The sequence below is a fragment of the Pseudomonas sp. P1_C12 genome, from assembly GCF_056406435.1.
In genome coordinates, this window is the sequence record NZ_JBFUAE010000004.1 from 415,164 (window position 1) to 429,739 (window position 14,576).

Genomic DNA, 14,576 nt, shown 5'->3' on the forward strand with positions numbered 1-14,576 from the left:
GCACATTCCCCTGATTTCCGTCTCCAGCCGATAGAATTCTGACGCCAGAAAAAATCAGCTTAAAGGTCCTCGCCTCAAGACGCTAAACTGCCCCTCATCCGAAGAGCCCCACGTCCGAGCCCTGCGAGCCGGTTTGAGCTGACATGACCCGCAACCATGAAATCCGCCCCGATCTGGACGAGGGAATCGACCGCAAGGTTCTCAGCCAGCTGCGCGCACGCTTTCTGAAACTCAACGAAGGACGCATGGCTCGCGCCATGGAAGGGTTGTCGACCCGCCAGCAAGAGGTCCTGACCTTGCTGCCGCTGTTTTTCCACGTGAACCATCCGCTGTTGCCCGGCTACGTTTGCGGCAGTACGCCGGCCGGGCTGTCGAATTTCGAACCGGATGCCAATGTCCTCGCTGAAGCCCAGCGCCTGACCCGATCGTTTTCCTACAAACCGCGCCACGGCAGCAACCCGCCCCGGCCGATTCACGGACTGTTCCTGATGGGCAGCCTCGGCACCCTGGCTCAGGCCGACCAGAGCGACATGGATGTGTGGGTCTGCCATGGGCCGGACCTGACCGAGAACGAACTCGCCGAACTGCACAAAAAATGCCAGTTGCTGGAAGTCTGGGCCGCCAGCCAGGGTGCCGAGGCGCACTTCTTTCTGATCGACCCGACCCGTTTCGTCCGGGGCGAGCGCGATACCCAGCTGAGTTCGGAAGATTGCGGCACCACCCAGCACTACCTGTTGCTGGACGAGTTTTACCGCACCGCGATCTGGCTGGCCGGACGTACACCGATCTGGTGGCTGGTGCCGGTCTACGAAGAGTCGAGCTACGACCGATACACCCATACCTTGATCTCCAAACGCTTCATCCGCGCCGATGAAACCCTCGACCTCGGCAACCTGGCCTTCATCCCGCCCGGTGAATTTATCGGCGCCGGGCTCTGGCAGTTATTCAAGGGCATCGAGTCACCCTACAAATCGGTACTCAAGCTGTTGCTGACCGAGGTTTACGCCAGTGAACACCCAAGGGTCCATTGCCTGAGCCTGCGCTTCAAACAAGCGGTATTCGCCAACCGGCTCGACCTCGACGAGCTGGACCCGTATGTCGTGGTGTACCGGCGCATCGAGGAATACCTGGTCGCCCGCAACGAACCGGAAAGGCTGGAGCTGGTGCGTCGCGCGCTGTACCTGAAGGTCAATCGCAAACTGACCGGCAGCAGCCGCACCCAGAGCTGGCAACGCTCTTTGCTCGAGCGCCTGGCCCGCGAATGGCACTGGGACCAGCGCCAACTGGCCCTGCTCGATAGCCGCAGTCAGTGGAAAATCCGCCAGGTCAGCTCCGAGCGGCGGGCGCTGGTCAATGAACTGAACTACAGCTACCGCTTTCTCACACAGTTTGCCCGTCACGAACAAACGGTCAGCCGCATCAACAAGCGCGACCTGAGTGTCCTCGGCCGTCGCCTGTACGCCGCGTTCGAGCGCAAGGCCGGCAAAGTCGAGTTCATCAACCCCGGTATCGCCCCGGACCTGGCTGAAGACACCCTGACGCTGGTGCACGCACCGAAGAGGAAAGAACCGGGGCAAAGCCAGTGGGGCTTGTACAACGGCAACCTGACGGCGCTGGAGTGGGAACATTTCGCGCCGATCAAACGCAGCCGCCACTTGCTGGAACTGTTGACCTGGTGCCACCGCAATGGCGTGATCGACAGCAGTACCCGCCTGGCCTTACACCCCGGCACCAGCGACTTGAGCGAATTCGAACTGTTCAACTTGCTCCGCAGCCTGCAACAGACCATCGCCCTGCCCTTGCCCACCGTCGCCGAAGAACCGCTGCTGCGCGCCAGCGTGCCGAGTGAAGTGCTGATTCTGGTAAATGTCGGCATCGATCCGCTCAAGCACCATCGCGACCTGAACATCCTGATGACCACCGAGCGCACCGATTCCCTGAGCTACGCCGGTGTCCGGGAAAACCTGGTGCTGACCCTGGACCAGGTCACACTCAACAGCTGGAATGAAGTGCTGGTCGGTCGCTACGACGGCCCCCACGCCCTGCTCGACTGCATCCGCGATTACCTCAACAACCTGCCGGCCGGGCCACATCAGCCGAAGCTGCGGGTACGTTGCTTCTGCCATAACCGCGCGCAGTTCATTGCCCAACGGGTGGAGGAAATCCTCGATACCGCGCAGAACCTGCTGTTGAGCCGGCTCAATCATCGCTACCTGATCCAGGTCCAGCAGCACTACCACGTGCTGGAGTTGGTGCCCGGCCAGGTCCAGCACATCGCGCTGGCCACTCTACCGGCGCTGATCGATTACCTGGGCGAGGAAATGGCCAGCTACAGCCCGTTGCACCTGGATCCGAAGGCACTGGAAGACCACGACCTCGCGCTGTTCCTGCCGACGGGCCAGCCGGACTGCATACAAGTGTTCTATCGGGTCAACGAAAATCAGGCCGATCTGTACGTGCTCGATGAGTTCAATGCCCTGTGGCAGCAACGCCTGCCCTGGCACAACGAGCAAAGCCTGCTGGTGCCGCTGCAACGTTTCCTGCAATCGATCCAGCACCGTCGCGATACCCTGTTGCCAATGGATGCTGCCCCCCCCTTGAACCTCGACACCCTGTATTGCCAGTTGCTGCCGTCAGGCTCTGGCCGGGCGCGCCGCATCGAAGCCCGACCGGTACCGCAGACACCGGTGAACAAGCCGTTCTACGACGTGCAGGCGATCGTCGGCAAAGCCGCACCGGGTCAGGTGCAGGTCACGCTGTATTGCAATCAACGGGAGTTTTCCGAGTTGGAGCATGGCGACCAGCTGTTCAGCGTGGTCGCCCGGGAAATCGTCGGGCAGCGCCGGGAAGCCGAACGCTACCGCGGCTACATCACCGACCTCGACCTGTCAGGCCTGCTGGGCGAAGGTCAGAGTTCCACCCATCTGTACCTGCGCTACAAAGCCGACCTGGAGCACGCGTTGAACGAGGCGCTCGATCAGGTCTGAGGGGGTGTCACTCGGGGAACGCGCCGCCATTGGCCGGCTGCGATTCGACTTCCAGCAGCGTCAGCTTCAGGGTCTTGCCGCCCGGAGCCGGCCAATCGATATGCTGACCAACCTTCAGGCCAAGCAGCGCGCTGCCCACCGGCGCCAGGATCGAGACCTTGCCTTCGTCGGCATTCGCATCCTTGGGGTACACCAGGGTCAGGTGGTAGTCCTTGCCACTGCCTTCTTCTCGGCAATGCACACGGGAATTCATGGTCACGACATCCGCCGGCACTTCATCGTGGCCGACCACGGTATCGGCGCGATCCAGTTCGGTTTGCAGCGCAATAACGCCCGGCAGCGTCTCGTCCAGGCTGTCGATCAGACGCTCCAGACGCTGGACGTCCAGACGGGTAAGGGTGATGGAAGGTGCGGTCATGATCTGGGCAGACTCCTTTCTTCTGCACGAAAAAAGCAAAACCCCGCCAGAAAAAGGCGGGGTTTTCATAAGCCTCGGTGGGTTGAGGCATTTCCGGACACTATCACAGCTCAAAAAATATACAAGCCGCCACGCGGCGGCGTAGGAGCTGCCGCAGGCTGCGATCTTTTGATCTTGTTCTTCGGCAATCTTCAGAGCTGCCAAAAGATCGCAGCCTTCGGCAGCTCCTACAGAGCGCCAGCCTTGCGATTCGAAGCCTGCGCGCAAATCACCCGCCGACGTTCGTCATCGGCCGAACGCCACTCACGAATATCTTCGACATGACGAAAGCACCCCAGGCAGACTTTCTGTTCGTCCAGCCGACAGACACCGCTGCAGGGCGACGGCACCGCCAGGCTGACATTGCTGTAGAGCGGCTTGGGCGCACGGACAGGCGCAGGCTGGGTCACGATCTCACAGGCCTTCGAAATCGAGCTCGACGCCAGCCTGTTGCTGGACGATACGCTCGAGCATTTCACCCAACTGCTCTTCGCTCTTGTCGCACATCCAGCGCTCGCTTTCTTCGTCGTAGTCGAAGTGGAAACCGCCGGAAACCGCTGCCAGCCACAGCTGACGCAGCGGCTCCTGGCGACTGAAGATCAACTGGCTACCGTTCTCGAACTTGACGGTCAGCACACCGGCCGAGCTCTCCAGATCGATATCCAGATCGCTGTCGTCAAAGATGTCCTCCAGGGTTTGCTGGGTGGCATCGACCAGGTCATGGAAACGCGCTTCGGACAAACTCATTACGGCAACCTCAAAAAGTGTCTGATCAGGCTCAAGCGCCGCAAGATACGACCGAGCCCTATCGATTGCAAAGGATAACGACCTGTGGAAGCGAGCTTGCTTGCGAATGGCAGGTACATTCAACCTGTTCGTTGGCTGACACACCGCTTTCGCGAGCAGGCTCGCTCCCACACGGATTGCACGTTACCGACCTGCACCTGCCCAAGCCCCGCCAGACGGGCGGTCCGCTGCATAGGCAAGCTGCCGGGTGGCCGGTATACTCCGGCGCAATTAATGCATTTTCAAGGATTTCGCCATGAAGCGCCTGATCTCCTCCCTTGCTGCGCTCCTCGCGGTTGCCTGCCTGCTGTCTGCCTGCGGTCAAAAAGGCCCGCTGTACCTGCCTGACGAAAATCAGGACCCTGCCGAGCAGGCCAAATCGTCACAGCAGCAGCCTGCCTCCAAAGCACACAAGCACGACGTCTACCAATAAGGGAACCTCATGGACGCTTTTAACTACCGTGACGGTGAACTGTTCGCGGAAGGTGTTGCCCTCTCTGCAATCGCCGAGCGCTTTGGCACACCGACTTACGTTTACTCCCGTGCACACATCGAAGCCCAATACCTGGCTTACGCCGATGCACTGGCCGGCACGCCGCACCTGGTGTGCTTCGCGGTCAAGGCCAACTCCAACCTGGGTGTCCTGAATGTCCTGGCGCGTTTGGGCGCCGGTTTCGACATCGTCTCCCGTGGCGAACTGGAACGCGTACTGGCCGCTGGCGGCAGCGCCGACAAGATTGTGTTTTCCGGCGTCGGCAAGACCCGTGACGACATGCGTCGCGCCCTGGAAGTCGGCGTGCACTGCTTCAATGTCGAATCCACCGACGAGCTGGAACGCCTGCAAGTGGTCGCCGCCGAACTGGGCGTTAGCGCGCCGATTTCGCTGCGCGTGAACCCGGATGTCGATGCCGGCACCCACCCGTACATTTCCACTGGTCTCAAAGAGAACAAGTTCGGCATCGCCATCGCCGACGCCGAAGACGTGTACGTGCGTGCCGCGCAGCTGCCGAACCTGGAAGTGGTCGGCGTCGATTGCCACATCGGCTCGCAACTGACCACCCTGCCGCCGTTCATCGACGCTCTCGACCGCCTGCTGGGCCTGGTCGACCGCCTCGGCGATTGTGGCATCTACCTGCGCCACATCGATCTCGGTGGTGGCCTGGGCGTGCGATACAAGGACGAGGAGCCGCCACTGGCTGCCGACTACATCAAAGCCGTGCGTGAACGCCTCGACGGCCGCGACCTGGCGCTGGTGTTCGAGCCGGGCCGCTTCATCGTGGCCAATGCCGGTGTATTGCTGACCCAGGTCGAGTACCTCAAGCACACCGAGCACAAAGACTTCGCCATCGTCGACGCCGCGATGAACGACCTGATCCGTCCGGCGCTGTATCAAGCCTGGATGGACGTCACTGCCGTGCGCCCGCGCACCTCTGCTGCTCGCGCCTACGACATCGTCGGCCCGATCTGCGAGACCGGCGACTTCCTGGCCAAGGATCGTCAACTTGCACTGGAAGAAGGCGACCTGCTGGCCGTGCATTCGGCCGGTGCCTATGGGTTTGTCATGAGCTCCAACTACAACACCCGCGGCCGTACCGCTGAAGTGTTGGTGGACGGTGATCAGGCATTTGAAGTGCGTCGCCGTGAGACGGTAGCCGAGTTGTTTGCTGGCGAAAGCCTGCTGCCGGAGTAAAAACATGCTGCTGCGTTTTACCAAGATGCACGGCCTGGGCAATGACTTCATGGTCCTCGACCTGGTCAGCCAGCACGCACATATTCTGCCCAAGCACGCCAAGCAATGGGGTGACCGGCACACCGGCATCGGTTTCGACCAGTTGCTGATCGTCGAGGCGCCGAGTAACCCGGACGTGGACTTCCGCTATCGGATCTTCAACTCCGACGGTTCCGAAGTGGAACAGTGCGGTAACGGTGCGCGCTGCTTCGCCCGCTTCGTACTGGACAAGCGCCTGACCGCAAAACGGCAGATCCGCGTCGAGACCAAAAGCGGCGTCATCGAACTGGACGTGCGAAACGACGGCCAGATCGGCGTCAACATGGGCGCCCCGCGTCTGGTGCCTGCGGATATTCCGTTCCAGGCGCCGGAGCAGGCCAAGAGTTATCAGGTCGACGTCGACGGCACCCCGGTCGATCTGGCTGCCGTGTCCATGGGCAACCCCCATGCCGTGCTGCGGGTCAGCGATATCAACAATGCGCCGGTGCATGAACTAGGGCCGAAAATCGAACATCACCCGCGCTTCCCGGCACGGGTCAATGTCGGTTTTCTCCAGGTCATCGACCGGAGCCGCGCGCAGTTGCGCGTCTGGGAGCGTGGAGCCGGGGAAACCCAGGCCTGCGGAACCGGCGCCTGTGCCGCCGCAGTGGCCGCGATCAGCCAGGGGTGGATGGATTCGCCGCTATTGATCGACCTGCCAGGCGGGCGTCTGTCCATCGAATGGGCAGGCCCTGGCCAACCGGTGATGATGACCGGCCCGGCAGTGCGCGTATATGAAGGACAAGTGCGTCTTTGAGTGAGCGAAATCCATGACCGACAAGCCTCAGGTACCCGCACGACAAGCTGACGAATCACCGTCCGAAAGCCTGGAGGCGGCGGCTGTTGCCGCCTACCTGGAGGCTCATCCGGACTTCTTCGTCGAGCACGAAGAACTGCTCCCGTCCCTGCGTATTCCCCATCGACGCGGCGATACCGTGTCGCTGGTGGAACGACAGATGACGATCCTGCGCGACCGCAACATTGAACTGCGTCATCGCCTTTCGCATTTGATGGACGTGGCCCGGGACAACGACCGGCTGTTCGACAAGACCCGTCGCCTGATCCTGGCGTTGATGGATGCCGCCAGCCTGGAAGACGTGGTGATGTGCGTCGAAGACAGTCTGCGCCAAGAGTTCCAGGTGCCCTTCGTCAGCCTCATCCTGCTCGGCGACAACGCCATGCCGGTCGGCCGCTGGGCCACTCACGCCGAAGCACAAGTGGCCATCGGCGGCTTGCTCTCGGAAGACAAAAGCGTCAGCGGCAGCCTGCGCGAGCACGAACTGGACTTCCTGTTCGGTGAAGAACAGCGCAAGCAGATTGGCTCCACCGCGGTCGTTGTCATCAGCCACCAAGGCATCCACGGCATCCTGGCCATCGCCAGCCGTGATCCGCAGCACTACAAAAGCTCGGTGGGCACCCTGTTCCTGAGCTACATCGCTGAAGTCATGGGTCGCGTGCTGCCACGGGTCAACAACTCCCTGCGCTCGGTACGCTGAACATGGAACGGCAACTGGACGCTTACTGCGAACACCTGCGCAGTGAGCGGCAAGTGTCGCCGCACACGCTGTCGGCCTACCGCCGCGACCTCGATAAAGTGCTGGGCTGGTGCGTCAAACAGAGCATCGGCAGTTGGGCGGCGCTGGACATCCAGCGCCTGCGCAGCCTGATTGCCCGTTTGCACGCCCAGGGCCAATCGTCCCGCAGCCTGGCGCGATTGCTGTCGGCCGTTCGCGGGCTCTATCACTACTTGAACCGCGAAGGTCTGTGCGACCACGATCCGGCCAATGGTCTTGCGCCGCCGAAAGGCGAACGCCGCCTGCCGAAAACTCTCGACACCGACCGCGCTCTGCAACTGCTTGAAGGCGGGATTGAAGATGACTTTCTGGCGCGTCGGGACCAGGCGATTCTCGAGCTGTTCTATTCCTCCGGCCTGCGGCTGTCGGAGTTGACGGGGCTCAATCTCGATCAGCTCGACCTGGCCGACGGCATGGTCCAGGTGCTTGGCAAAGGCAGCAAGACTCGCCTGCTGCCGGTAGGCAAAAAGGCCCGCGAGGCGCTGGAACAGTGGCTGCCTCTGCGGGCCATGGCCAACCCGGCAGACGATGCGGTGTTTGTCAGCCAGCAAGGCCGGCGTCTCGGCCCGCGGGCGATCCAGGTGCGGGTCAAGGCTGCGGGTGAGCGCGAACTGGGGCAGAACCTGCACCCGCACATGCTGCGGCACTCCTTCGCCAGCCATTTGCTGGAGTCCTCCCAGGACCTGCGCGCGGTGCAGGAACTGCTCGGCCACTCGGACATCAAGACCACGCAGATCTACACCCACCTGGACTTCCAGCATCTGGCAGCGGTCTACGACAGCGCCCACCCACGGGCCAAACGCATGAAAGGCGACGATTCATGAGTATTCAGTTGATCACCTTCGACCTCGACGACACCCTGTGGGACACCGCCCCCGTGATCGTCAGCGCCGAAGCCGTTTTGCGTGAATGGCTGACCGAGCACGCGCCCAACCTTGGGGCAGTGCCGGTGGAGCACCTGTGGGCTATTCGCGAGCGTGTATTGAGCAACGAGCCAAGCCTCAAGCACCGCATCAGCGCCCTGCGTCGGCGAGTGCTGTTCCATGCGCTGGAAGAGTCCGGTTACGGACATCACGAGGCGTCGGATCTGGCGGACAAGAGTTTTGAAGTGTTTCTGCACGCTCGCCATCAGATCGATGTGTTTCCGGAGGTCGAACCGACCCTGGAAATCCTCGCCAACCATTACGCCCTCGGCGTGGTCACCAATGGCAACGCCGATGTGCGTCGGCTGGGGCTGGCGGACTACTTCAAGTTTGCGTTGTGTGCCGAAGACATCGGCATCGCCAAACCCGATGCGCGACTGTTTCATGAGGCGTTGCAACGGGGTGGTGCGACCGCTCAAACGGCGGTGCACATCGGCGATCATCCGGGTGATGACATTGCCGGGGCGCAACAGGCCGGGTTGCGGGCAATCTGGTTCAACCCGGCAGGCAAGGTCTGGGAAGCAGAACGACTGCCGGATGCGGAGATTCGCAGCCTGACCGAGCTGCCGGCGTTGCTGGCGCGGTGGAATACCGACAGGCTTTGACCCAAAACCTGTACCACCACAACACCCTGTAGGAGCTGGCTTGCCAGCGAAAGCGCCCTCAAAAGCTGCACAAGTCCAAAGGACCCTTCGCCGGCAAGCCGGCTCCTACAATGGATTGCGCATCGCCCTTGTACATTGTTTCAGGCACGAAAAAGCCCGCAGCGACGGCGGGCTTTTTCAGCAAGCGGGTAGCAGGCTCAGATAGGCCGGCTGCCGTACTTGTTGTCCGGCTTCTTGGGCGGATCGGCGACCACATTGGCCTCCACTTCCTGCACCTTGCCACCCTTGGCCAAAAACTCCTCCATGGCCCGCGCGAGAGCATCGCGTTCCTTGTTCTTGGCTTCGACACTCGGCAGCTCATCGACCGATACCGCTGCCTTGGCCTTGCCTTTGGCGGTCGGAACCGGCGCATCACCGCCGTCGTCTTCAGCGACGTCTTCCGCCGCTGCTTCCAGACCTTCTTCGGTTTCGTCGTCGCCTACTTCGAGGTCGTCGTTTTCCAGATCATCGTCGCTCATGTTCTACCTCATGACTTGCGAAAAGCAGATTAGTTATAGCCCAGCTTTGCCCTCTGTCGAAGGCTGCCGGAAAAAAATCAACAGCCGCTGCTGACCAGCGGTTATGCCTCTTCACCGTGCACGGTGGCGAGGACTTTGCGGGCACCGCCATGATCACGCTGCTCGCCCAGGTAAACGCCTTGCCAGGTCCCCAACGCCAGCCGGCCTGCCGAAATCGGCAAACTGAGCTGACAGCCAAGCACGCTGGCCTTGAAGTGCGCCGGGAGGTCGTCCAGGCCTTCGTCGTTATGCTCATAGCCGTCTGTTCCTTGTGGGATCAGACGATTGAAAAATCGTTCGAAGTCGCGACGTACCGCCGGATCGGCGTTCTCGTTGATGGTCAACGACGCCGAGGTATGCTGCAGCCACAAATGCAACAGACCGACCCGACACGCCTTGAGTTCAGGCAGGCCGGCGAGTAACTCGTCCGTTACCAGATGAAAGCCCCGAGGCCTCGCCCGCAAGGTAATCAGAGTCTGTTGCCACATACAGTTCTCCGCACGTTCGGGGCGCATTCTAGCGCGCTCTGGGAAAAAACAAAGGCCCTAATATTCCTTCAATCCTGTAAGCCTTCGACCGCACAAAAACACCCGGCGCAAACATCGCAAAACCTGTAGGAAAAAACCATTCAGCTGTTCCTCCAACGACAAATTTCAGACAAAAAAATGCCCGGCAAGCCGGGCAAGTTTTTTATGCGCGTGCTTACAAGTTGTAGCCGCGTTCGTTGTGAAGCGCCAGATCGATGCCGACCGCTTCTTCTTCTTCGTTAATGCGCAGGCCCATGACCGCATCCAGCACCTTGAGGATGATGAATGTGGCGATCGCGGTGTAGATCACCGTGAAGCCCACGCCTTTGCACTGAATCCACACTTGTGCGGCGATGTCGGTGACGGTGCCGAAGCCACCCAGGGACGGCGCTGCGAACACACCGGTCAGGATTGCGCCGAGGATACCGCCGATACCGTGCACGCCGAAGGCGTCCAGGGAGTCGTCATAGCCAAGCTTGCGCTTCAGGGTGGTGGCGCAGAAGAAGCACACCACGCCAGCCGCCAGACCGATGACCAGCGCGCCCATCGGGCCAACGGTGCCGGCAGCCGGGGTGATTGCCACCAGACCGGCAACCACGCCCGAAGCGATACCCAGTGCGCTAGGTTTGCCATGGGTGATCCACTCGGCAAACATCCAGCCCAGCGCCGCAGCGGCGGTAGCGATTTGCGTCACCAGCATCGCCATACCGGCGGTGCCGTTGGCCGCAGCGGCGGAACCGGCGTTGAAACCGAACCAGCCGACCCACAGCATGGCCGCGCCCATCAAGGTGTAACCGAGGTTGTGCGGCGCCATCGGCGTGGTCGGGAAGCCCTTACGCTTGCCCAGCACCAGGCAGGCAACCAGACCGGCCACACCGGCGTTGATGTGCACCACCGTGCCACCGGCGAAGTCCAGAACACCCCAGTCCCACAACAGGCCGCCGTTACCGGACCAGACCATGTGCGCAATCGGCGCGTAAACCAGGGTGAACCACACGCCCATGAAAACCAGCATCGCGGAGAACTTCATCCGCTCGGCGAAGGCGCCGACGATCAACGCCGGGGTGATGATCGCGAAGGTCATCTGGAAGGTGACGAACACCGCCTCGGGGAACAGCGCCGCAGGACCGGTCAGGCTGGCAGGCGTGATGCCGGCGAGGAATGCCTTGCCCATGCCGCCGAAGAACGAGTTGAAGTTGATGACGCCCTGCTCCATGCCCGTGGTGTCGAACGCGATGCTGTAGCCATAAATGACCCACAGGACGCTGATCAGACCAGTAATGGCGAAGCACTGCATCATCACGGAAAGAATGTTTTTCGACCGGACCATACCGCCGTAGAACAGCGCAAGGCCGGGAATGGTCATGAACAGCACCAAGGCTGTAGAGGTCATCATCCAGGCGGTATCGCCGGAGTTGAGGACGGGTGCCGCCACTTCGTCTGCCGCCAAGGCAAGGCTGGGCATTACGATGGACAACAGGGCTCCTAGCCCTGCGAATTTACGCAGAGTCATATTGTTTTCTCCTGGGGCGTTGGGTTTGTGGCGGCTTAGATAGCGTCGGTATCGGTTTCGCCGGTACGGATGCGAATCGCCTGTTCCAGATTGACCACGAAGATCTTGCCGTCACCGATCTTGCCGGTGTTGGCAGCCTTGGTGATGGCCTCGATTACCCGGTCCAGATCCTTGTCGTCGATGGCGACGTCGATCTTCACCTTGGGCAGGAAATCGACCACGTATTCCGCGCCGCGATACAGCTCGGTGTGACCCTTCTGCCGACCAAAGCCTTTGACTTCAGTGACGGTAATGCCCTGCACGCCGATCTCGGACAGCGACTCGCGTACGTCGTCCAGCTTGAACGGCTTGATGATGGCAGTGACTAGCTTCATGAAAACTCTCTCCCGAATTGGTGAACTTGCCCCAGGAAAACAAACCCGTCTCAAGTCTAAGCGCAGTGCCTGGCTTTGTAACGCATCGTCGGCCTTACCTGCCCGTTCGACGCCAGCTAACCGCTCCTCACGAAGCACTCCCCCGTGTTTCGCTTGGCGCACTGCATTCGTCACAGCGACTGCATCAGTGCATGGGTCACCAGCATCTAAGCAGAAACCTTGCCATCTCCACAAAACTCATAGTTTTCAATCTTTTGCCGGCAGATGTCCGCCATATCGCAACAACACTCGCCGGGTTACGCACAATAACGGTGCGACGCCGTCCGTCCCCATGCGCGAAAAGTGTGCGCCCTTCGCCTGCGCAAAGAACTATAGACACTGCGTGATACACTGCCCGCCATTGTTTCCAGGACATTGCCCATGCTCGCGCCCAAAGACTTCCTCGACGCCCTCACCGGTACCGCCTCCCGCCTCTTCAGCGGCGACACGCCTCTGCCGAAAGCAGAAATCGAAAGCCAGTTCAAAATGTTGCTGCAAAGTGGCTTCAGCAAACTGGATCTGGTGAGTCGGGAAGAATTCGATAGCCAGATGGTTGTACTGGCGCGCACTCGGGCGCGGCTGGAGAGCCTTGAGGCGAAGGTGGCGGAGCTGGAAGCGAAGCTGAATCCGCCGACCGAGTAACCCCCCCAGCTCCCACCATCAAACCCGATCCAATTTGGGCGCGAGCTTGCTCGCGATAAGGTCGGAACGACCTTCAGAATCACCTGTAGGAATTGCCGCAGTCTGTGATCTTCAAGCCCGCAAGAATCCCGGCAACTTCCTACAAAGATCTCATTCGCCGTCCGATTGCGTCGCAAAGCTCCGGTTCCTAAGCTCACTCTCAGCTGAAGACCTTCGGGTCTGCCGGTTTTTTCCGGAGGCACCGGTTCGCCAACCCGCGCATCACTGCCACCCGATTCGTTTGACGAAAATCAGAGGCAGTTTCCTTCATTCGAATGCGGGAGCTGCACCCGCTCGAGAAAGTTCAAGCCCATGCTACATGGCTTGGATAATAGTTTGCGATGAACAAAATCTTCTAAATGGAATGCTGTTACCAACACCACAAGGAGCAACACCCATGAAACTGTATAAGTCTTTAATTGCGGCTTTCGCGCTGACTGCATTTCACATAAGTTCAGCTGTCGCCGGGCCGCCTGTGACAGTCACATTCAAGAACCTTGGAACACAGACCGCTACGTACACCCCCACAACCAACAATGAGGTTATAACAAAAGTAAACGCATCACCTACTCCACAAGAGTCCGTAATTGCAAATGGCTCGGATACGTACACCATACAAAGCCGGATGTTTCCTGGCCACAACTATGCTAATTTGCGATATCAAATGGGTAGAAAGAAATGTATTTATCTAACTACATTTGTGGAGACTGTTGGCCCAGGCGCGACCAAAATCCCAAAATTGAATAATACGGCAACGCCTAGCGGCGGCGCCACCTGCAACATCAAGGTAACTAGAACAAATCCGTCCTCCTATGCCTGGTCAGTAGTAATCACCATGAAATGAAGCATGTTGCGGGCCTTAAGTGGTTTGCAAAATCTTGCATAAGTATCAATATTATCAGGCGATAGATTATATTTTAGTCATCAAACATGGGAGTTGCAAAAAATGTTTAATTCACTAAACAATTCTGCAGTTAACAGCGGCCAAACGCTGGCTGGAACTAAAAAACTGACAGCGACTCCCAGCAAAAACCCAGGTGTCAACCAAAGTAGCCCCCAGGGCCCGTATGGCAACGCACGAGATAGCAGTACCGTTTCCACGCTAGCGAGCCAATTGAGCGAAGCCTCAGTACGTGCGCAGGCCCGGGATGTACGCCTGACTAAAATGGAACTGAGTTCGATAGCTAAAAACACATTCAACGAATTGGAGAGTGCTAATTATACTGCCAATAAATTAAAATACGACTCTGAAGCTCCCGACACAGATAATTCCACATTACTAGCGCGCGCCAAAAGTGCGACACAGTATACAAACTGGCTCGGCAAAAATCCGTTTTCGGGGATGCCCATGGATCAACTGGCCTTAATAACCTACGATGGCAGCAGCACCTTTACCGTCAATGAAAGACGGGCAGCATTGGAAGAATCGGCCAAACAAGAATTTGCATGGCGACAGAAAGTGGTGGCCCAAGCAGAATTTGAATATAACAGCACTGGAAAGCTTACCAACTTCTTCCAAAATGTCCTTGACCATTACAAGGGCCTGCCTCCCGTGGAGCAAGCACAGTATCCAAACAACTACGAAACCAAACTCAAGGACTGGATAGATTTAGACTTCAACTATTTTACGAATATCGCAGAAGGCAAAAAAAAGATGGATACCGAGCGCTTCGCCAGCAAAATCCTGGACGGTGACAGTAGTTTGTTTGACGACACAACCTCTTCCAAAGAAGCTGCTTCAACATAAATTATTTGATTTTGCACGCAGAATAAATTCGAGAAATC

17 protein-coding genes are annotated in these 14,576 nt (G+C 59.2%); 10 read left to right on the forward strand and 7 right to left on the reverse strand.

Going from position 1 to position 14,576, the window contains the following annotated elements:
* Window positions 1–143: 143 nt before the first annotated feature.
* Window positions 144–2,987, forward strand: a complete 2,844-nt coding sequence (locus tag AC1D19_RS09235; RefSeq protein ID WP_477763020.1) for a class I adenylate cyclase — start codon at window positions 144–146, stop codon at window positions 2,985–2,987.
* Window positions 2,988–2,994: 7 nt separating this feature from the next.
* Here the strand turns inward: AC1D19_RS09235 and rnk are convergent, their stop codons facing one another.
* The 3 genes from rnk to cyaY all read right to left on the reverse strand — a co-directional run bounded on the left by rnk (window position 2,995) and on the right by cyaY (window position 4,191).
* The gene (gene rnk, locus AC1D19_RS09240) at window positions 2,995–3,405 is read right to left on the reverse strand and encodes a nucleoside diphosphate kinase regulator (protein WP_007992229.1); all 411 of its coding nucleotides are present in this window, start codon (window positions 3,403–3,405) and stop codon (window positions 2,995–2,997) included.
* A 227-nt stretch (window positions 3,406–3,632) separates the two neighbouring features.
* A complete protein-coding gene (locus tag AC1D19_RS09245) occupies window positions 3,633–3,854 on the reverse strand; it encodes a DUF1289 domain-containing protein (protein WP_477752295.1) in 222 nt (73 codons plus the stop codon).
* Between the two features lie 4 nt (window positions 3,855–3,858).
* Entirely contained in the window at window positions 3,859–4,191 is a 333-nt protein-coding gene (gene cyaY, locus AC1D19_RS09250; protein ID WP_007980802.1) for an iron donor protein CyaY, read from the reverse strand.
* 295 nt (window positions 4,192–4,486) lie between these two features.
* Here cyaY and lptM point away from each other — a divergent pair, with 295 nt between their 5' ends.
* From lptM to AC1D19_RS09280, 6 genes are read left to right on the forward strand one after another with little or no spacing between them, the layout of a single operon-like run.
* The gene (lptM, locus tag AC1D19_RS09255) at window positions 4,487–4,663 is read left to right on the forward strand and encodes an LPS translocon maturation chaperone LptM (RefSeq protein WP_477752294.1); all 177 of its coding nucleotides are present in this window, start codon (window positions 4,487–4,489) and stop codon (window positions 4,661–4,663) included.
* Window positions 4,664–4,672: 9 nt separating this feature from the next.
* Window positions 4,673–5,920, forward strand: a complete 1,248-nt coding sequence (lysA, locus tag AC1D19_RS09260) for a diaminopimelate decarboxylase (protein WP_477763021.1) — start codon at window positions 4,673–4,675, stop codon at window positions 5,918–5,920.
* A 4-nt stretch (window positions 5,921–5,924) separates the two neighbouring features.
* The gene (dapF, locus tag AC1D19_RS09265) at window positions 5,925–6,755 is read left to right on the forward strand and encodes a diaminopimelate epimerase (RefSeq protein WP_150671962.1); all 831 of its coding nucleotides are present in this window, start codon (window positions 5,925–5,927) and stop codon (window positions 6,753–6,755) included.
* 13 nt (window positions 6,756–6,768) lie between these two features.
* Complete coding sequence (locus AC1D19_RS09270; RefSeq protein WP_477752292.1) at window positions 6,769–7,494, forward strand: DUF484 family protein; 726 nt, start codon at window positions 6,769–6,771, stop codon at window positions 7,492–7,494.
* A gap of 2 nt (window positions 7,495–7,496) precedes the next feature.
* A complete protein-coding gene (gene xerC / locus AC1D19_RS09275) occupies window positions 7,497–8,396 on the forward strand; it encodes a tyrosine recombinase XerC (RefSeq protein WP_477763022.1) in 900 nt (299 codons plus the stop codon).
* Entirely contained in the window at window positions 8,393–9,100 is a 708-nt protein-coding gene (locus tag AC1D19_RS09280; protein ID WP_477763023.1) for an HAD family hydrolase, read from the forward strand. The genes xerC and AC1D19_RS09280 overlap by 4 nt, the downstream gene beginning before the upstream one ends.
* A 197-nt stretch (window positions 9,101–9,297) precedes the next feature.
* Here the strand turns inward: AC1D19_RS09280 and sutA are convergent, their stop codons facing one another.
* The 4 genes from sutA to glnK form a co-directional block, all read right to left on the reverse strand.
* Window positions 9,298–9,618, reverse strand: coding sequence for a transcriptional regulator SutA (sutA, locus tag AC1D19_RS09285; protein ID WP_108217207.1), 321 nt, complete (start codon window positions 9,616–9,618; stop codon window positions 9,298–9,300).
* Between the two features lie 101 nt (window positions 9,619–9,719).
* Window positions 9,720–10,145, reverse strand: a complete 426-nt coding sequence (locus AC1D19_RS09290) for a secondary thiamine-phosphate synthase enzyme YjbQ (RefSeq protein ID WP_477763024.1) — start codon at window positions 10,143–10,145, stop codon at window positions 9,720–9,722.
* Window positions 10,146–10,359: 214 nt separating this feature from the next.
* The gene (locus AC1D19_RS09295; protein ID WP_477759735.1) at window positions 10,360–11,697 is read right to left on the reverse strand and encodes an ammonium transporter; all 1,338 of its coding nucleotides are present in this window, start codon (window positions 11,695–11,697) and stop codon (window positions 10,360–10,362) included.
* Window positions 11,698–11,732: 35 nt separating this feature from the next.
* On the reverse strand, window positions 11,733–12,071 hold the full coding sequence (glnK, locus tag AC1D19_RS09300) for a P-II family nitrogen regulator (RefSeq protein WP_002555808.1): 339 nt from the start codon (window positions 12,069–12,071) through the stop codon (window positions 11,733–11,735).
* 420 nt (window positions 12,072–12,491) lie between these two features.
* On the opposite strand from glnK, the gene AC1D19_RS09305 reads away from it, so the two are divergent.
* From AC1D19_RS09305 to AC1D19_RS09315, 3 genes are all read left to right on the forward strand, one after another.
* On the forward strand, window positions 12,492–12,752 hold the full coding sequence (locus tag AC1D19_RS09305; protein WP_046038993.1) for an accessory factor UbiK family protein: 261 nt from the start codon (window positions 12,492–12,494) through the stop codon (window positions 12,750–12,752).
* 436 nt (window positions 12,753–13,188) lie between these two features.
* Window positions 13,189–13,635: a hypothetical protein gene (locus AC1D19_RS09310; RefSeq protein ID WP_477763025.1), complete on the forward strand. Its 447-nt coding sequence runs from the start codon at window positions 13,189–13,191 to the stop codon at window positions 13,633–13,635.
* 102 nt (window positions 13,636–13,737) lie between these two features.
* Window positions 13,738–14,538 (forward strand): hypothetical protein, encoded by an 801-nt coding sequence (locus AC1D19_RS09315; protein ID WP_477763026.1) that lies wholly within the window; start codon window positions 13,738–13,740, stop codon window positions 14,536–14,538.
* Window positions 14,539–14,576: the final 38 nt, after the last annotated feature.

Excerpts from the sequence above, each read along its gene's own strand:
- cyaY (WP_007980802.1), bottom strand. The coding sequence starts at position 4,191 with ATGAGTTTGTCCGAAGCGCGTTTCCATGACCTGGTCGATGCCACCCAG.
- AC1D19_RS09295 (WP_477759735.1), bottom strand. The coding sequence starts at position 11,697 with ATGACTCTGCGTAAATTCGCAGGGCTAGGAGCCCTGTTGTCCATCGTA.
- AC1D19_RS09280 (WP_477763023.1), top strand. The coding sequence starts at position 8,393 with ATGAGTATTCAGTTGATCACCTTCGACCTCGACGACACCCTGTGGGAC.
- AC1D19_RS09305 (WP_046038993.1), top strand. The coding sequence starts at position 12,492 with ATGCTCGCGCCCAAAGACTTCCTCGACGCCCTCACCGGTACCGCCTCC.
- AC1D19_RS09315 (WP_477763026.1), top strand. The coding sequence starts at position 13,738 with ATGTTTAATTCACTAAACAATTCTGCAGTTAACAGCGGCCAAACGCTG.
- xerC (WP_477763022.1), top strand. The coding sequence starts at position 7,497 with ATGGAACGGCAACTGGACGCTTACTGCGAACACCTGCGCAGTGAGCGG.
- AC1D19_RS09270 (WP_477752292.1), top strand. The coding sequence starts at position 6,769 with ATGACCGACAAGCCTCAGGTACCCGCACGACAAGCTGACGAATCACCG.
- lptM (WP_477752294.1), top strand. The coding sequence starts at position 4,487 with ATGAAGCGCCTGATCTCCTCCCTTGCTGCGCTCCTCGCGGTTGCCTGC.
- AC1D19_RS09235 (WP_477763020.1), top strand. The coding sequence starts at position 144 with ATGACCCGCAACCATGAAATCCGCCCCGATCTGGACGAGGGAATCGAC.
- AC1D19_RS09290 (WP_477763024.1), bottom strand. The coding sequence starts at position 10,145 with ATGTGGCAACAGACTCTGATTACCTTGCGGGCGAGGCCTCGGGGCTTT.
- sutA (WP_108217207.1), bottom strand. The coding sequence starts at position 9,618 with ATGAGCGACGATGATCTGGAAAACGACGACCTCGAAGTAGGCGACGAC.
- lysA (WP_477763021.1), top strand. The coding sequence starts at position 4,673 with ATGGACGCTTTTAACTACCGTGACGGTGAACTGTTCGCGGAAGGTGTT.
- AC1D19_RS09310 (WP_477763025.1), top strand. The coding sequence starts at position 13,189 with ATGAAACTGTATAAGTCTTTAATTGCGGCTTTCGCGCTGACTGCATTT.
- glnK (WP_002555808.1), bottom strand. The coding sequence starts at position 12,071 with ATGAAGCTAGTCACTGCCATCATCAAGCCGTTCAAGCTGGACGACGTA.
- dapF (WP_150671962.1), top strand. The coding sequence starts at position 5,925 with ATGCTGCTGCGTTTTACCAAGATGCACGGCCTGGGCAATGACTTCATG.
- rnk (WP_007992229.1), bottom strand. The coding sequence starts at position 3,405 with ATGACCGCACCTTCCATCACCCTTACCCGTCTGGACGTCCAGCGTCTG.